The 16,138-nt window shown below is 57.3% G+C and carries 9 protein-coding genes, 7 tRNA genes and 1 rRNA gene (1 of these 17 cut by a window edge); all 17 read left to right on the top strand.

Going from position 1 to position 16,138, the window contains the following annotated elements; genetic code table 11:
• Nucleotides 1-2,587: ribosomal RNA gene (locus tag ABC336_RS11325) — 23S ribosomal RNA — on the top strand (it extends 336 nt beyond the left edge of the window).
• A gap of 78 nt (nucleotides 2,588-2,665) precedes the next feature.
• A tRNA-Asn gene (locus ABC336_RS11320) sits at nucleotides 2,666-2,741 on the top strand.
• A gap of 5 nt (nucleotides 2,742-2,746) precedes the next feature.
• Nucleotides 2,747-2,822: transfer RNA gene (locus ABC336_RS11315), tRNA-Thr, on the top strand.
• Between the two features lie 8 nt (nucleotides 2,823-2,830).
• A tRNA-Glu gene (locus ABC336_RS11310) sits at nucleotides 2,831-2,905 on the top strand.
• A gap of 5 nt (nucleotides 2,906-2,910) precedes the next feature.
• Nucleotides 2,911-2,986: transfer RNA gene (locus ABC336_RS11305), tRNA-Val, on the top strand.
• A gap of 7 nt (nucleotides 2,987-2,993) precedes the next feature.
• Nucleotides 2,994-3,068: transfer RNA gene (locus tag ABC336_RS11300), tRNA-Gln, on the top strand.
• A gap of 12 nt (nucleotides 3,069-3,080) precedes the next feature.
• Nucleotides 3,081-3,153 (top strand) — tRNA-Lys (locus ABC336_RS11295).
• Between the two features lie 8 nt (nucleotides 3,154-3,161).
• Nucleotides 3,162-3,242, top strand: a tRNA-Leu gene (locus ABC336_RS11290).
• A gap of 181 nt (nucleotides 3,243-3,423) precedes the next feature.
• Entirely contained in the window at nucleotides 3,424-4,521 is a 1,098-nt protein-coding gene (locus ABC336_RS11285; protein WP_413238763.1) for a glycosyl hydrolase, read from the top strand.
• A gap of 42 nt (nucleotides 4,522-4,563) precedes the next feature.
• Nucleotides 4,564-5,442 (top strand): GGDEF domain-containing protein, encoded by an 879-nt coding sequence (locus ABC336_RS11280; RefSeq protein ID WP_413238762.1) that lies wholly within the window; start codon nucleotides 4,564-4,566, stop codon nucleotides 5,440-5,442.
• A 175-nt stretch (nucleotides 5,443-5,617) separates the two neighbouring features.
• Nucleotides 5,618-6,913, top strand: a complete 1,296-nt coding sequence (locus tag ABC336_RS11275; RefSeq protein ID WP_413238761.1) for a glycosyltransferase family 2 protein — start codon at nucleotides 5,618-5,620, stop codon at nucleotides 6,911-6,913.
• 124 nt (nucleotides 6,914-7,037) lie between these two features.
• Nucleotides 7,038-8,078: a LacI family DNA-binding transcriptional regulator gene (locus ABC336_RS11270; RefSeq protein WP_413238760.1), complete on the top strand. Its 1,041-nt coding sequence runs from the start codon at nucleotides 7,038-7,040 to the stop codon at nucleotides 8,076-8,078.
• A 116-nt stretch (nucleotides 8,079-8,194) separates the two neighbouring features.
• Nucleotides 8,195-11,338 carry an alpha-mannosidase gene (locus ABC336_RS11265; protein ID WP_413238759.1) on the top strand — a complete coding sequence of 1,048 codons (3,144 nt, stop codon included), beginning with the start codon at nucleotides 8,195-8,197 and terminating at the stop codon, nucleotides 11,336-11,338.
• Between the two features lie 125 nt (nucleotides 11,339-11,463).
• A complete protein-coding gene (locus tag ABC336_RS11260) occupies nucleotides 11,464-12,318 on the top strand; it encodes a helix-turn-helix transcriptional regulator (protein ID WP_413238758.1) in 855 nt (284 codons plus the stop codon).
• 187 nt (nucleotides 12,319-12,505) lie between these two features.
• Nucleotides 12,506-13,273, top strand: coding sequence for an SDR family oxidoreductase (locus tag ABC336_RS11255; protein ID WP_413238757.1), 768 nt, complete (start codon nucleotides 12,506-12,508; stop codon nucleotides 13,271-13,273).
• On the top strand, nucleotides 13,270-14,547 hold the full coding sequence (locus ABC336_RS11250) for a nickel pincer cofactor-dependent isomerase, group 22 (RefSeq protein ID WP_413238756.1): 1,278 nt from the start codon (nucleotides 13,270-13,272) through the stop codon (nucleotides 14,545-14,547). Before ABC336_RS11255 ends, ABC336_RS11250 begins: the two co-directional genes overlap by 4 nt.
• Nucleotides 14,544-16,112 carry a gluconokinase gene (locus tag ABC336_RS11245; protein WP_413238755.1) on the top strand — a complete coding sequence of 523 codons (1,569 nt, stop codon included), beginning with the start codon at nucleotides 14,544-14,546 and terminating at the stop codon, nucleotides 16,110-16,112. Before ABC336_RS11250 ends, ABC336_RS11245 begins: the two co-directional genes overlap by 4 nt.
• Nucleotides 16,113-16,138: the final 26 nt, after the last annotated feature.

Below are 16,138 nucleotides of genomic sequence, written 5' to 3'. Positions count from 1 at the left end.
AGACGAAGAGGTCTGGAAAGGCCCGCCAGAGAAGGTAAAAGCCCTGTAATCGAAAGTCAGCTCACTCCGAGACGGATCCTGAGTACGGCGGGACACGTGAAACCCCGTCGGAATCCGGCAGGACCATCTGCCAAGGCTAAATACTCCCTGGTGACCGATAGTGAAGCAGTACCGTGAGGGAAAGGTGAAAAGCACCCCGGAAGGGGAGTGAAAGAGAACCTGAAACCGTGCGCTTACAAAAAGTCAGAGCCCTTTCTATGGGTGATGGCGTGCCTTTTGTAGAATGAACCGGCGAGTTATGATCACGTGCAAGGTTAAGGTGGAGAGCCGGAGCCGCAGCGAAAGCGAGTCTGAATAGGGCGAGATAGTACGTGGTTGTAGACCCGAAACCGGGTGATCTACCCCTGTCCAGGGTGAAGGTGCGGTAACACGCACTGGAGGCCCGAACCCACGCATGTTGAAAAATGCGGGGATGAGGTGGGGGTAGCGGAGAAATTCCAATCGAACCCGGAGATAGCTGGTTCTCCCCGAAATAGCTTTAGGGCTAGCCTCGGTGTGAGCGTCGTGGAGGTAGAGCACTGATTGGGTGCGGGGCCCGCAAGGGTTACCAAGTCCAGTCAAACTCCGAATGCCATAGACGTATGACCGGGAGTCAGACAGTGAGTGCTAAGATCCATTGTCAAGAGGGAAACAGCCCAGATCATCAGCTAAGGTCCCCAAGTGTGTGTTAAGTGGGAAAGGATGTGGAGTTGCCCAGACAACCAGGATGTTGGCTTAGAAGCAGCCACCATTTAAAGAGTGCGTAATAGCTCACTGGTCGAGTGACTCTGCGCCGAAAATGTAACGGGGCTAAACACACCACCGAAGCTATGGCATTGCAGCAATGCATTGGGTAGGGGAGCGTTGTGTATAGGTTGAAGTCAGACCGTAAGGACTGGTGGACGGTACACAAGTGAGAATGCCGGTATGAGTAACGAAAAGATCAGTGAGAATCTGATCCGCCGAAAGCCTAAGGGTTCCTGAGGAAGGCTCGTCCGCTCAGGGTAAGTCGGGACCTAACGCGAGGCCGAAAGGCGTAGTGGATGGACAACAGGTGGATATTCCTGTACCACCGTAGCCGTTATGAGCAATGGAGTGACGCAGAAGGGTAGTGACGCGGACTGATGGATGTCCGTCCAAGCAGTGAGGCTGATGAGTAGGCAAATCCGCTCATCGTAAGGCTGGGCTGTGATGGGGAGCGAAAATTACAGTAGCGAAGGTCATGAGCTCCAGCTGCCAAGAAAAGCTTCTAGCCAGGTGAAGGTGCCCGTACCGTAAACCGACACAGGTAGGCGAGCAGAGCATGCTAAGGCGCGCGGAAGAACTCTCGTTAAGGAACTCGGCAAAATGACCCCGTAACTTCGGGAGAAGGGGTGCCTCGGTAGGGTGAATAGCCCGAGGGGGCCGCAGTGAAAAGGCCCAAGCGACTGTTTAGCAAAAACACAGGTCTGTGCGAAGCCGTAAGGCGAAGTATACGGGCTGACGCCTGCCCGGTGCTGGAAGGTTAAGGGGAGCGGTTAGGGGTAACCCGAAGCTGTGAACCGAAGCCCCAGTAAACGGCGGCCGTAACTATAACGGTCCTAAGGTAGCGAAATTCCTTGTCAGGTAAATTCTGACCCGCACGAATGGCGTAACGACTTGGGCGCTGTCTCAACGAGAGATCCGGTGAAATTTTAATACCTGTGAAGATGCAGGTTACCCGCGACAAGACGGAAAGACCCCATGGAGCTTTACTGCAGCTTGATATTGGACTTTGGTACGATCTGTACAGGATAGGTGGGAGCCTTGGAAGCCGGAGCGCCAGCTTCGGTGGAGGCGCCGTTGGGATACCACCCTGATCGTATCGGAGTTCTAACCCGCTACCGTGAATCCGGTAGGGGGACCGTGTCAGGCGGGCAGTTTGACTGGGGCGGTCGCCTCCTAAAGTGTAACGGAGGCGCCCCAAGGTTCCCTCAGAATGGTTGGAAATCATTCGTAGAGTGCAAAGGCATAAGGGAGCTTGACTGCGAGACCTACAAGTCGAGCAGGGACGAAAGTCGGGCTTAGTGATCCGGTGGTACCGCATGGAAGGGCCATCGCTCAACGGATAAAAGCTACCCTGGGGATAACAGGCTTATCTCCCCCAAGAGTCCACATCGACGGGGAGGTTTGGCACCTCGATGTCGGCTCATCGCATCCTGGGGCTGAAGTAGGTCCCAAGGGTTGGGCTGTTCGCCCATTAAAGCGGTACGCGAGCTGGGTTCAGAACGTCGTGAGACAGTTCGGTCCCTATCTGTCGTGGGCGCAGGAAATTTGAGAGGAGCTGTCCTTAGTACGAGAGGACCGGGATGGACGTACCGCTGGTGTACCAGTTGTTCCGCCAGGAGCACCGCTGGGTAGCTATGTACGGACGGGATAAACGCTGAAAGCATCTAAGCGTGAAGCCCCCCTCAAGATGAGATTTCCCAGTATGTAAGACCCCTGGTAGACGACCAGGTTGATAGGTCCGGGGTGGAAGTGCAGCAATGCATGCAGCTGACGGATACTAATCGGTCGAGGGCTTATCCTAAATATCTCAGCTAAGACTTACCTTGCTTTGATTCGCATCCAGTTTTCAGTGTGCAACGACACACTGAATGTGTACTATTCCCTGATAGCTCAGTTGGTAGAGCACTCGACTGTTAATCGAGTTGTCACAGGTTCGAGTCCTGTTCGGGGAGCCATTCATGCTCTCATAGCTCAGTAGGTAGAGTGCATCCATGGTAAGGATGAGGTCACCGGTTCGATCCCGGTTGAGAGCTCCATTTTTCTAGGCCCGTTGGTCAAGGGGTTAAGACACCTCCCTTTCACGGAGGTAACAGGGGTTCGAATCCCCTACGGGTCACCATATGAGGACGCTTAGCTCAGCTGGGAGAGCATCTGCCTTACAAGCAGAGGGTCGGGGGTTCGATCCCCTCAGCGTCCACCATCAGCGTTGGGGCATAGCCAAGCGGTAAGGCAACGGACTTTGACTCCGTCACCCCTAGGTTCGAATCCTAGTGCCCCAGCCATTTTTTTGTTTTGAGCCATTAGCTCAGTTGGTAGAGCACCTGACTTTTAATCAGGGTGTCGAAGGTTCGAGCCCTTCATGGCTCACTTTTCACGCGCATGTGGCGGAATTGGCAGACGCACTAGACTTAGGATCTAGCGCCTTTGGCGTGGGGGTTCAAGTCCCTCCATGCGCATCAAGTACAAAAACCTCTCGAATTTTCAAGAGGTTTTTTTGTTTTTTCAAATCCAACCTGATATGCCAATAATTACTTTTTGGGCCGGCGTTTCATCATGTATAATCTAAACTAACATAATGGGGAATGAGGTGGGGATCTATAGATTACCATATAAATCTGTAGAATGAAGGAGGGACTAATGAAGAATCGTTCGCGTCAGTTACTGTGGTTGACACTTGCCGTAATCTTGTTGGCAGGGGGCGGCCTGTGGGCAGGCTGGAAGCTGATGAAGCACTCGGATGAACTGGACGCGGCTGAGCGGTTCATCAAGAATCATATGATGAATGCCAATGGCAGCCTTGCTACATATCTAAAATCGGCTCCATCTACAGATCCGGAGCTGGCAGCAGGACGCGAGGCACTCTCGGAATCATTGGGGCTGTGGATGGAGGCTGCTGTGCTGCGTGATCAACCGACGGTGTTTGCCGAGAGCTATGAGGTGTTCAAGAGGTTGTTTCGGCATCACCATGGATATGTTTATTGGAAGCTTACCGAGGATGGGCAAGCGGAGGTAACGACCACCGCGCTGGGGGATGACCTGCGGATTGCACGTGCACTGCTCCAGGCGGGCGAACAGTGGGATGAATCCGCATATATCCAGAGTGCCTTAGCGCTTGCGGAGACATTGCTTCTGCGGGGACAGCATGAAGGCTATCTGGTGGACTTCTACGATTTTGGACGTCATGAGCGGCCCACGCGTCTTAGCCTGGTGTATGTGGATGTCGGCGCTCTGGATGGCGTCCGCCGACATGGTTTATTGTCCGAGGACGAGTATGCTCGATATATCACTCTGCTGCTCAAGATGCCTGATGAGCCGCCATTCTATCCGAAGTATTATGATGTAGCTAACAGTGAATACGGCTTCGATGAACAGGTCAACATGATCGATCAATTGATCGTGGGACTGCATGCGGCAGACGCCGGCAGAGATACGCGTCCGCTGCTCGAATTCATCCGTCAGGAGCTTGACCGAACTGGAGAGGTGGCAGGCAGGTACGACCGACGCACCAGTCAGCCAGCCACCTCGTATGAATCTCCGGCTGTCTACGGCCTGGCGATCCTGCTCGCCGTGCGTTGGGAGGATATCCTGTTGGCTGAGCGACTGAATGAACGGATGCTGGAGCTGCGCGATCATGATGGCGATTACCCTGGCGGATACGTTTTCGACGGCAACACGCATATTTTTGACAATCTATTGCCGTTAATCGGCGGCACAGCTCTGAGCAAAGCGCGCTGAACCATAGCTTAACTTATTGAGAAAGGGGGATACGAGAGAGACATGAACAAGCATCAGTTGCCTTACCGGAGGATGATCTATGGCTATGCTCTGCTCATTGCGCTGGCGATGGTACAGGAGCTGCTCGTATATTTCAACGTCTATTTGGAGCAGTCCTTCTCTTTGAGCGACCTGACTTATAGTTTGGCTGCGCTGGCAGCCCTACTGCTGGGACTGGTCCTGCCGGCCGGTGTGTCGGTCGTCCTCACTTTCGTCTATCTGGTGGCTTACTTTGTCTGGCTGGCGACATTCGCCGATACGGATGCACTGACCATCTCTTGGCTGCTGCTGCTGCCTGCCAATATCCTGGCTGCCGCTCTCATCAAGGTCACGATGATCCGGTCCAGACGGTTTACCGAACGGCTGCGGCAGCTGGAGCAGCGGATGCCGGAGGTCGATCTGGATACTGAGCTTGGCAATAAACCGGCGCTGGCGGAAGCGGTGATCAAACACTCCAATCTGGCGAAGCGTTACCCGGAGCAGTACAGCTTCTGCCTGGCGATGCTGCGCATCGACTTCCTGCCGCTGCTCCAGGAGTCGCTCGGCTCCAAAGGGTACGCGGCGCTGTTGCTGGAACTGTCGACGGAGATTCAACAAGAGCTCCGTTACGAAGATTACAAGTTCTCTATCGATGAGGGGCGTTTTGTCCTGCTGCTGCCGATGACGAGCATGGACCATCTGAAGCTGACACTCGATAGGATCAAGCAAGCGTTGATGAAGCTGCCGTTGGTCGACCAGAAAGGAAGGCAATTGAATCTGGTGATTCGCTCGGGGGCGTTGGTGTTTACGGAGGATCAATTCAGCAAATACGAAAATATCAACGTCGTGGTCGCTGCGCTGGAGCGCAATACCGAGACAGATCTGATCGGTGAATACATCTAATGCAAGCAGGCTCGACTAGCATTCAGAAGGAGTGAAACCATGTCCTATCTCAGCTGGTTTATCCCCCTATGCATTGTGATCAGTATCATTTTTGCCATTGCGATCCTCATTCTTACGATCGCGACACTGAGTTTCCGGGCGGCCGTCCGCAAAAAATATGATCGGGGGCGACTAGGTGACTGAAGCTCTGCTCATCTTATCGATCATCAGCATCTGGGTATCCGTCTTCCAGTCCATTCTAATTATGAGTGGTGCGATCCGCTTCATCTTCCGGCAAAATCGTCAGAAGGTTGTGCTGCCAGACCATATGGATGATTATCCCACGGTCACGGTCATCGTACCGGCGCACAACGAGGAACTGGTTATCGCGGCCACCGCCGAGCATATCCTGCTGCTCAACTATCCGCCCGAGAAGGTCCAAGTCATCATCGTGGCAGACAATTGCTCTGACGACACGGCAGGCAAGCTCAGGACGCTTATGCAAAAGGAAAGCTACCGGCACCGGGACCTGTTCATTATGGAGCGCAAAGGGACCGGAGGCAAATCGGGCGCCCTAAACGATGCGCTGGAGCATGCCAAGAACGAATGGATCTGTATCTTTGATGCCGATGCGGCTCCGGAGCGCAATGCGCTGTTTTTCCTGATGCATAAGGCGGCGGAGGATCCGGAGCGTTACGGCGCGGTGTTCGGTCGTAATAAAGCTCGCAATCGGGAACAGAACTTCCTCTCCAAATGCATCAATCTGGAGCTGGTTACCGCGCAGCGCATCTATCATACAGGACTGTGGGAGCTGTTCAAGCTAGGGACGATCCCGGGGACCAACTTCATTATCAAGACGTCGCTGATCCGCGAGATCGGCGGTTGGGATGTAACAGCGATCACAGAGGATACGGCGATTTCATTTGAGATCCTGAAGCGGGACCAGTTGATCGCACTGGCGCCGCAGGCCGAAGCCTATCAGCAGGAACCGGAGCAGCTCAAGGTATATATGAAGCAGAGGGAACGCTGGGCCAAAGGCAATTTTGCCGTCGTCACCGACAATCTGCATCATCTGTTCAACAAATCCAGCTGGCGAATCAAGCTGCATGTGCTGTATTACGCGGCCAGTTATTTTTGGTTCATGCTTGCCATTATCGTGTCGGATATTATCTTTGTCATCAATATGATCTACCTCGGCATCAACGTTTTCTTTAAGGAAGTGGCGCTGCCGTTTCAATTTTCCGGCGATGTCTATGTCTATCTGGTCATCGCCTGGGGCCTGATGTATTATTTATATGTCCTGCAGATCAATCTGGCGTTGGCTTCGGATATCGGCCAGAGCAATACCCAGAATTTTATCTTATCCTGCTTGTCCTATTTTACCTATGCGCAATTGTTTATCTTAATCACGCTAAAAGCGTTTGTCTCGGGTGTAGTCGACAAGGTGACGGGACGCAAAACCAAGTGGTACAAGACACAGCGGTTCGGTTAATAGGGGCGGATTGACAATTGTAAGAGAAGGAGGTCCGACGAACGAGGAGTGGACCTTTTTTCTCTATATTTTTCTCTTGATCTTACGTTTTGACACGTGTTATCCTACAAGAGAGGTGAAGGTCATGAAGAAACGGGTGACGAGCCATGATGTAGCCAAGCTCTCCGGAGTCTCGCGTGGCGTCGTCTCGGCCGTGATCAACGACACGCCAGGCATCCGGGTTAGCGAAGAGAAGCGGAAGCGGGTCTTAGTGGCGATTGCTGAGCTCAATTATACGGTGGACGCGCAAGCGCGGAGCATGCGGCTGGGGAAGAGCAATTGTATCGCGGCTTACGGCAATCTGGACAACTCCTTTTTCTTGCAGATGCTGCAGGGCGTACAACAGGCGTGTACCGCGAGGGGATATCATCTGCTGCTCTATGGTCATAATAAGTCCGAAGAAAACAAGCGGTGGCTGATCGAGCTGTACAACCAGCGCCGGATCGACGGATTGCTGACCAAGGATGTGACCGGCTACAGTAAAGATACTTGGATACGGGACGTGCACGAAGCGGACATGCCTTACGTATCGGTAGAGGGTTATCCGGATAGACAGGACGTGACCTCGGTGCTGATGGATTATGAAGAGAGCGTGAAGCTGGCCCTCGACCATCTCCATGAGGCAACGGCCCTTGTACCGGTCTACGTGGAGTTGTATAACCCGCCTGTTTATGCGCCGAATTGGGGCGATGTCCATCGGCGCAAAGCTTATCTCCACTGGATGGCGGAGCGAGGGTGGGAACCGGTTATTCATCAGCTCTGCGATGAGGGAGAGGATCAATCCTCCTGGTGGCAGGAACTGTTGAACCGTCTGGAGCGGCCGGCTGCGCTGTTGACGAACTGGTCCAGCGGCAGCCGGCACATCTACGAGGCGGCCTATCGGCTGGGCATGCGGATCGGCAGCGACTTGTATGTGATGGCTGCAGACGATACCAGGCAGGCCAATGATTATCTGGTGCCGTCATTGTCCGCAGTGGAGGTGCCGTACCTGGAGATGGGACGAGCGGGCGCGGAGCGGCTTCTGGATATGATTGAGGGGCGGCGGATGGACGAGCGGACCAAGCTATGGGTTCCGGCCAGGCTGACGGTGCGGGACAGTACGGGGCTGCACGAGTCACGTAAGTAAAGATTACTCCCAAGTGAACGGCAAGAGGGGTGAAATACCCGGCAGCTTGAGGCTAAAGGGGGTTTCTGTCCGATGATAACACGTGATATCAATGGACTACTGGAGGAGGAATTACGATGTTTTGGACCCAGGAGAAGCTGCAGGACCGTCTGAACATGCTCGAACCGCTCCGTTATCGGGATGCATTGGGATTGAGCTGCCGCTGGCAGGACGACGAAGAGGGGGCGATTGGCACCGTTCCCCCGAGTCCCGAAGCTGCTGTGCCGGTGGAGCTCGGGACACGCTGGCTGGGCAAGGACCGCTATATCTGGCTGACCAGCGAAGCCCAGATTCCGGCGGAGTGGCAGGGGCGCAAGGTGCTCGGCCTCTTCAACTTCGGCATCGGTGCGGGCACAAGCGGCTTCGAGTCGCTTCTCTTCGTGGACGGGGAGCCGTATCAGGGCGTGGACACCAATCACCAGGAGGTGTTCCTTCCAGACGAGGCCGCAGGGCGCACGCTGCAGCTGGCATTTCGACTATGGTCTGGACTTGGCGGTTATAACAGTCAAGCCATCAATGAGCATCAGCTCAAACAGGCGGAGCTGTGCTGGCTCGATGAAGCCGTCGACGATCTGTACTATACGGGGCGCGCGATGCTGGCGACGGTGCATGAGCTGCATGAGAACATGGCTGAGCATCATGAGCTGCTGACGCGACTGGACCGGGCCTTCCGGATCCTCGACTGGTCCCGGCCGGGCTCGGAGGCATTCTATCAGTCGGCAGCAGAGGCGCGCAGAGTGCTGCGGGAGTCGCTCAGCGAGCTGCCCAAGCATCATCCTGTGACGATCCAGTGCATCGGACATACCCACATCGATGTGGCCTGGCTGTGGCGCTTGAAGCACACACGCGAGAAGTCGGCACGTTCCTTTGCTACAGTGCTCCGCCTTATGGAGCAGGACCCGGAGTATGTGTTTCTGCAGACGCAGCCTCAGCTCTATGAGTATATCAAGCAGGACTATCCTTCGATCTATGAAGGCATCAAGCAGCGCGTGGCAGAGGGCCGCTGGGAGGTCGGAGGCGCGATGTGGCTGGAAGCCGATTGCAACCTCTCTTCGGGAGAGTCGCTGGTGCGTCAGCTGCTGCATGGGATCCGCTTTTTCCAGCGCGAGTTCGATGTCCAATGCGATTATTTGTGGCTTCCTGATGTATTCGGGTACAGCTGGGCGCTCCCGCAGATCCTGGCGAAGAGCGGCATCAAGACGTTTATGACGACCAAGATCAGCTGGAATCAGTACAACCGGATGCCGCATGACACCTTCACCTGGCGGGGCATCGACGGGACGGAGATCCTCACCCACTTCATCACGACACCGGATCCGGGCGGCTCGGAAGGCAGCTTCTACTATACGTACAACGGAGCCATCATGCCGGAGACGATCCAGGGCATCTGGGACGCTTACCGGGATAAAAATATGAACCGCAAGCTGCTGCTCGCGTATGGCTATGGCGATGGCGGCGGCGGCGTGAACCGCGAGATGCTGGAGATGCGCCGTCGTCTGGCGGATATGCCGGGATTGCCTCAGGTGACGACTGGCCGTGCCGATGCCTATTTTGAGGAGCTGCGCGAGACCGTCGCAGCCAGCGATCAATATGTTCATACCTGGGACGGCGAGCTGTATCTGGAGCTGCACCGGGGGACCTATACGAGCCAGGCGTTCATCAAACGAATGAACCGCAAGCTGGAGCTGCTCTATCGGGAAACCGAGTGGCTGGCCGTGCGGCAGGCGCTGGCAGAAGGCTGGCAGAGTTATCCTCAGGAAGAGCTGTATGAAGGCTGGAATATCGTGCTGCGCAACCAGTTCCACGACATCATCCCCGGTTCCTCCATCAAGGAAGTGTACGATGACTGCAAGGAGGAATATGCGGTAGCCGAGCGGGTGGCGCACGAGGCCTGGACAGAGGCTGCCGAAGCGCTCACGACCGGGGCGGACGCAGGTGAGACCCGACAAGCATTTACAGTATGGAATAGTGCGAACTGGTCCCGCACGGAAGAAGCGGCGATCCTCAGCCTTGCTGAGGTCGCAGGAAGCTGGGAGGATGAGCGGGGCAGGCCGCTTGCCGCCCAATACGCGGAAGAGTATAACTGTTGGAGCGTGCTGGTACCGGATGTGCCTGGTCTGGGGCAGCGGACCATCTACTTCCGTGCAGGGAACGATACCCCGGCGGCGGACAGCCCGTTTCGTATCGGCGCATCCGAGGTCGAGTCGCCCTTCTACATCATTGCCTGGGATGACGCGGGCCGTCTGAGCCGGATCTATGACAAGGAAGCCGGACGCGAGGTGCTGGCGCCGGGCGAGCAGGGCAATGTGCTGCAGGTGTTCGAGGACAAGCCGAAGAGCCGCCATGAAGCGTGGGATATCGATCTGTTCTACCAGGAGAAGCTGCGCACCGTGGACAGGCTGGATAAGGTTCGGATCGCCGAGTGCGGCCCGCTCCACCTCGCCGTAGCTTTCACTTGGACCTACATGGATTCCAAGATCGAGCAGCGGATGATCCTTCACGCCGGCCACCGGCGCATCGACTTTGAGACTCGCGCCGATTGGCAGGAGAAGCGGCAGTTGCTGAAGGCGGCATTCCCTGTAGACATCCGGGCGACGGAGGCGACGTATGATATCCAGTTCGGCAATGTCCGCCGCCCGACGCATTGGAATACGAGCTGGGATTATGCCCGCTTCGAGACCGTGGGTCATCAGTGGGCGGATCTGTCCGAGCGCGGCTACGGTGTAAGCTTGCTCAATGATTGCAAGTATGGCTACGACATCAAGGACCATACGATGCGGCTGACGCTCATCAAGTCGGCTATCGTGCCGGACCCTACGGCAGACCTTGGCGAGCATGTGTTTACGTATTCGTTGCTGCCGCACCGCGGAGATTGGCTGGAGGGCGGCACCGTGGCCTCAGCCTTTGCGCTGAACCAGCCGTTGTCCGTCTCGCGAGGCGCGGCCGAGAGCCTTCCGGCAGCACTCTTCACCATCGATGGCGATGCGCATGTCCTGGTCGACGCCGTGAAGAAAAGCGAGGACGGCACCGCTGTCGTGCTGCGTCTGCACGAATACGGCGGGAGTCGGGGCGAGCTGCGGATCGCCAGCGCGCACGGCATCCGTTCCTGGCAGGCCTGCGACCTGCTGGAGCGTCCGGAGGGCGAGCGCGGCGATGGCGACGAGATACGGGCGAGCATCAAGCCATACGAGCTGATGACCTTCCGGATCGAGATCGGCTAAGCCAGAGACAAGTGGGAGAACATGGAGCAGACGAATATTCGGGAAATGCATCCCTGCCGGCGGATATGACGATCCGCCGGTTTTTTTGCTATAATTAGATCAAGCTGGGGAGAGGAGTGGACGCCGTGCTGGCATCCCGCTGGAGCATCCATACCGATACGATTTATTTCCGCTACCGTGATGAACAGCCGATCGAAGCCGTCTTCCACTCGCATCCTCAATACGAGATTTATTATTTTCATGAAGGGGCTTGCAGCTTCCTGATCGGCGAGCGGATCTACGAGCTGGAACCCGGCGATCTGATCATCATGCACGGGATGACACTGCACTGTGCCAATGCCGCCAAGGATCGCCCTTACATCCGGTCGGTCTGCCATTTTCACGTCGGCTACGTACAGGAGATGCTGCGGATCCCAGGAGGGGCGGATCTGCTGGAGCCCTTCACCCGGTTGAAAAACGTACGTCTGCGGCTGCAGCCGCAGCAGCGCGAGGAAGCGGAACGCTTGCTGAGCCGGATGCAGGAGTGCAACATTCCGCAGGACAAGCTCGCCTATGTGCAGTACCATCTGGCATTCTGCGAGCTGCTGACCCGCATCTGCCGTTGGTGCGAGACACTGCTGGCGCTGCCGCCGGCCGCAGCTTCCGAGAAGCTGCAGCATGTGCAGGATATGATTACTTATGTTGAGCAACATTATATGGAAGATCTTCATCTGGAAGACCTGGAGCGGGAGCTGCATCTCAATCGTCATTATCTATCCAAATTGTTCAAGCGCGTGACAGGTGTGACGGTCTTCCACTATCTGTTCGAGCGCCGGATCAACCAGTCGTGCATCATGATCGGCATGCAGCCATCGGTAACGCTGACGGAGATCTCCTACCGGGTCGGGTTCAAGCATCCCGCTCATTTCACCAGAGTCTTCAAACGGTATGTCGGCGTGACACCGGAGCAGTACCGCAGACAGCTGGAGCGGCCGAGTTGAAAAAGCTATGGGCAGCGGACGCCGGTTCATAGCCGAACAGGGCAACCACAGTCAAGTCAGGACGTATCTTAGGCAATAGCAGATAAGCGGCGGCGCCGCAATTGCGTTATGCTTTGCGTGAGGCGGCTCCTCTGCGGGAGCGAGCCGAGAGATGAACGAAACTGACCAGGACAGGAGCGATAGAGGCATGAATTTATTTGATCTGAAAGGTACCACTTCGATTGTATTGGGAGGCAACGGTGTGCTGGGAGCCGCATTGTCGGAAGCGCTGGGCGCATACGGCTCGCGGATCGCGATCGTCGGCCGCAATATGGATAAGGCGGAGGAAGTGAAGCAGCGCGTCGAAGAAGCAGGCGGCGAAGCGATCTGTCTGCAAGCGGATGTCACCAAGCCGGAGGAGCTCGAGGAGACGCGCAAAGCTGTACTGGACTGGAGCGGCAGCATCGATACGGTGGTGAACTGCTCGGGTACGAACAGCGCGACGCCGTTCCTGGAGATCACGATGGAGGAATGGGACCGCATCATGGATGTCAATCTGAAGAGCGTCGTGCTCTCCAGCCAGATCTTCGGCAAGCAGATGATCGCACAGGGCCGCGGCGGCTCGATCATCAACATCTCGTCGGTGTCCTCGGATCCGCCATTGTCCCGGGTATTCACCTACTCCGCCTCGAAGGCGGGCGTCAACAGCGTCACCAAGTTTCTGGCACGGGAGTTTGCTCCCCATGATATCCGGGTCAATGCGATTATCCCGGGCTTCTTCCCGGCAGAGCAGAACCGCAAGATATTATCCGAAGAACGCATAGCGTCGATTATGTCGCATACGCCGATGGACCGCTTCGGCAAGCCGGAGGAGCTGCAGGGCGCAGTCGTCTATCTCGCTTCGCGGACGGCGTCCTCGTTTGTGACGGGTACGCTGATGCGGGTCGACGGCGGATTCGGAGCGATGACGATATGAGTGATGTGTTAAGTCAATTGGTACAAGATATCCCGCTGCCGCGCATGGTCAAGATCCGCCAGCGGTTCGACGATACGGAGCTGGAGGATCCGATCGCCGTGCTGCAGGAACAGCTCGGCGGCGAAGGCTGCATCGACCGGATCAAGCCCGGGATGAAGGTAGCGGTCGCTGTCGGCAGCCGCGGGGTCTCGCGGATCGACGAGCTGACCAAATGTGTCGTCGACGCCGTGAAGGCTGCAGGCGGCGAGCCGTTCCTCGTGCCCTGCATGGGCAGTCACGGCGGCGCGACCGCCGAAGGCCAGACCGAGGTGCTGGCCCATCTGGGCATGAGCGAAGAACGAATGGGCGCGCCCGTGCGCTCCTCGATGGACGTCGTGCTGCTGGCCAAGCTGGACAACGGTCTGCCGGTCTATGCCGACCGGATCGCGACGGAGGAAGCGGATGCGATTATCGTCATCAACCGGGTCAAGCCGCATACCGCCTTCCGCGGCCGGATCGAGAGCGGTCTGCTGAAGATGGTGGCGATCGGGCTGGGCAAGCAGAAGGGCGCCGAAGCCTGTCATCAGCTCGGTTTCAAGTATATGGCGGAGAACGTGCCGGCAATGGCGAATGTGATGCTGGAGAAGCTGCCGATCGTCTTCGGTGTGGCGGTCGTCGAGAACGCCTATGACCGGATCCGCCGCGTCGAAGCGATCCCGGCCGAGCGGATGGAGGCGCGCGAGGAAGTGCTGCTGGAGGAGGCCAAGGCCAATCTGCCGAAGTTCTTCTTCGACAGCTTCGACGTCCTCGTCATGGATTACATCGGCAAGAACATCAGCGGCGACGGCGCCGATCCCAATGTGACAGGGCGTTACCCGACGCCTTATGCCCATGGCGGACCGGACGTGAACAAGATGGTCGTGCTGGACCTGACGCCGGAGTCCAAAGGCAATGCCAACGGCGTCGGCACGGCAGACTTCACGACAGCCCGTCTGGTGTCCAAGGCCGACTGGCCGGGAACCTATGCCAATGGCCTGACCTCGACGGTCTGCGCACCGACGAAGCAGGCGACCACGCTGGCCAATGACCGGGATGCGATCAAAGCGGCGGTCAAGACGTGCAACATCTTGGATTATACGACGTGCAAGCTGATCCGGATCCGGGACACCCTTCATCTGGGCGAGATCGAGATCTCGGAGACGCTGCTGGAGGAAGCGGCGAAGCATCCACAGATCGAGGTGATCAGCGAGCCGTACGAATGGACTTTTGATGAGGAAGGATATCTGCCGAAATGAATGAGCAATCCCCTGTTGTAGTAGCAGTAGATATAGGAACAACCAGCGTCAAATCGCTGCTGATCACCCAGCAAGGCAAAGTCGTCGACTGTGTGACGGTGGGCTATCCGATGATGCTCCCCCGTCCGAACATGGCGGAGCAGGATCCGGATGTCATCCTGGCCGCCGTCAAGCAGGGCGTCGGCACGCTCATGAGTCAGACCGGGTGCGCGCCGGGATGCGTGAGCGCGGTATCCTTCAGCAGCGCGATGCACAGCCTGATCGCGCTCGATGATGAAGGGCGGCCGCTGACCGGCAGCATCATCTGGGCCGACCAGCGTTCAGCGGCGCATGCGGAGGCGCTGCAGGCGTCGGGCGAAGGACTGGCGATCTATCGGCGTACAGGTACGCCGATCCATCCGATGTCGCCGCTCACCAAGCTGCTATGGATGCAGGAGCATCGGCCGGATGTGACGGCGACGGCCCGCCATTATGTGGGCATCAAGGAATATGTGCTGATGCAGCTGTTCGGCCAGTGCGTCGTGGACTACTCCGTCGCCAGCGCGACCGGTCTGTTCAACCTGCGGGAGCTGGCGTGGGACCGCGAGGCATTGGCTCTCACGGGGGTAGAGGCATCGCAGCTGCCCAAGCCTGTCCCGGTGTCGTACCAGCTGAGCGGACTGTCGGCAGACGATGCTGCCGCGATGGGACTGAGGACAGACACCGTATTTGTCATCGGCGCCTCCGACGGCGTCCTCGCCAATCTCGGGATCGGCGTCATGTCTCCCGATCGGGTCGCTGTCTCGATCGGCACGAGCAGCGCCGTTCGTACGATCGTGCCGGAGCCGACGCTGGATAGCGAAGGCAAGCTGTTCTGCTATGCGCTGGACGAGCATCACTGGGCGATCGGCGGCGCTTCCAACAATGCGGGCATCGTGCTCCGCTGGCTGGCCGATCAGCTGCTCAAGGACGATCCCGGCATCCATGGCGTGCCGGGCGAGGACCCGTTCGTCAAGCTGCTGGAGCAGGCGGAGCGGGTACAGCCCGGCGCCAACGGCCTGCTTTTCCTGCCGATGCTGACCGGGGAGCGCGCCCCTTACTGGAATGCCGACAGCCGCGGCGTCTTCTTTGGCCTCTCGCTGTCGCACGGCAAGCCGCATATGGTGCGGGCCGCCGTCGAAGGCATTCTGGCCCAGATCGCCCAGATCGTCCAGCTGATGGAACGGATGGAGGTTCATCCGCAGGAGGTATGCGCCTCCGGCGGCCTCACCCGTTCGCGCTTCATCTGCCAGCTGCTGTCGGATATGCTCGGACTGCCGGTGATCGTCCCCGAGATTATCGAGAGCTCAGGTCTTGGCGCTGCGATGATCGGCTTTGAAGCGGTTGGACTGCAGATGACGCCGGCGGTTGATAGCGAGACGGAGGCGCGGGAGGTTCGTTATGAGCCGAACCCTGCCCATCGTCACGTCTACGAGCGACTGCTGCCGCTCCATGCCAAGGTGTATGAAGGTCTTCAGGAAACCTTCCGCGAGGTGACGGAGCTACAGGCGGCGGACGAAGCCCAGCTGACGGGCGTGTTGAACTGATAGCTAACGGTAGATAGAGGGTGGGC

The sequence above is a fragment of the Paenibacillus jepli genome, from assembly GCF_047238105.1.
Lineage (GTDB): Bacteria > Bacillota > Bacilli > Paenibacillales > Paenibacillaceae > Paenibacillus_D.
This window is presented reverse-complemented; position numbering and strand designations above follow the sequence as displayed.

Excerpts from the sequence above, each read along its gene's own strand:
- ABC336_RS11245 (WP_413238755.1), top strand. The coding sequence starts at position 14,544 with ATGAATGAGCAATCCCCTGTTGTAGTAGCAGTAGATATAGGAACAACC.
- ABC336_RS11250 (WP_413238756.1), top strand. The coding sequence starts at position 13,270 with ATGAGTGATGTGTTAAGTCAATTGGTACAAGATATCCCGCTGCCGCGC.
- ABC336_RS11255 (WP_413238757.1), top strand. The coding sequence starts at position 12,506 with ATGAATTTATTTGATCTGAAAGGTACCACTTCGATTGTATTGGGAGGC.
- ABC336_RS11265 (WP_413238759.1), top strand. The coding sequence starts at position 8,195 with ATGTTTTGGACCCAGGAGAAGCTGCAGGACCGTCTGAACATGCTCGAA.
- ABC336_RS11285 (WP_413238763.1), top strand. The coding sequence starts at position 3,424 with ATGAAGAATCGTTCGCGTCAGTTACTGTGGTTGACACTTGCCGTAATC.
- ABC336_RS11270 (WP_413238760.1), top strand. The coding sequence starts at position 7,038 with ATGAAGAAACGGGTGACGAGCCATGATGTAGCCAAGCTCTCCGGAGTC.
- ABC336_RS11280 (WP_413238762.1), top strand. The coding sequence starts at position 4,564 with ATGAACAAGCATCAGTTGCCTTACCGGAGGATGATCTATGGCTATGCT.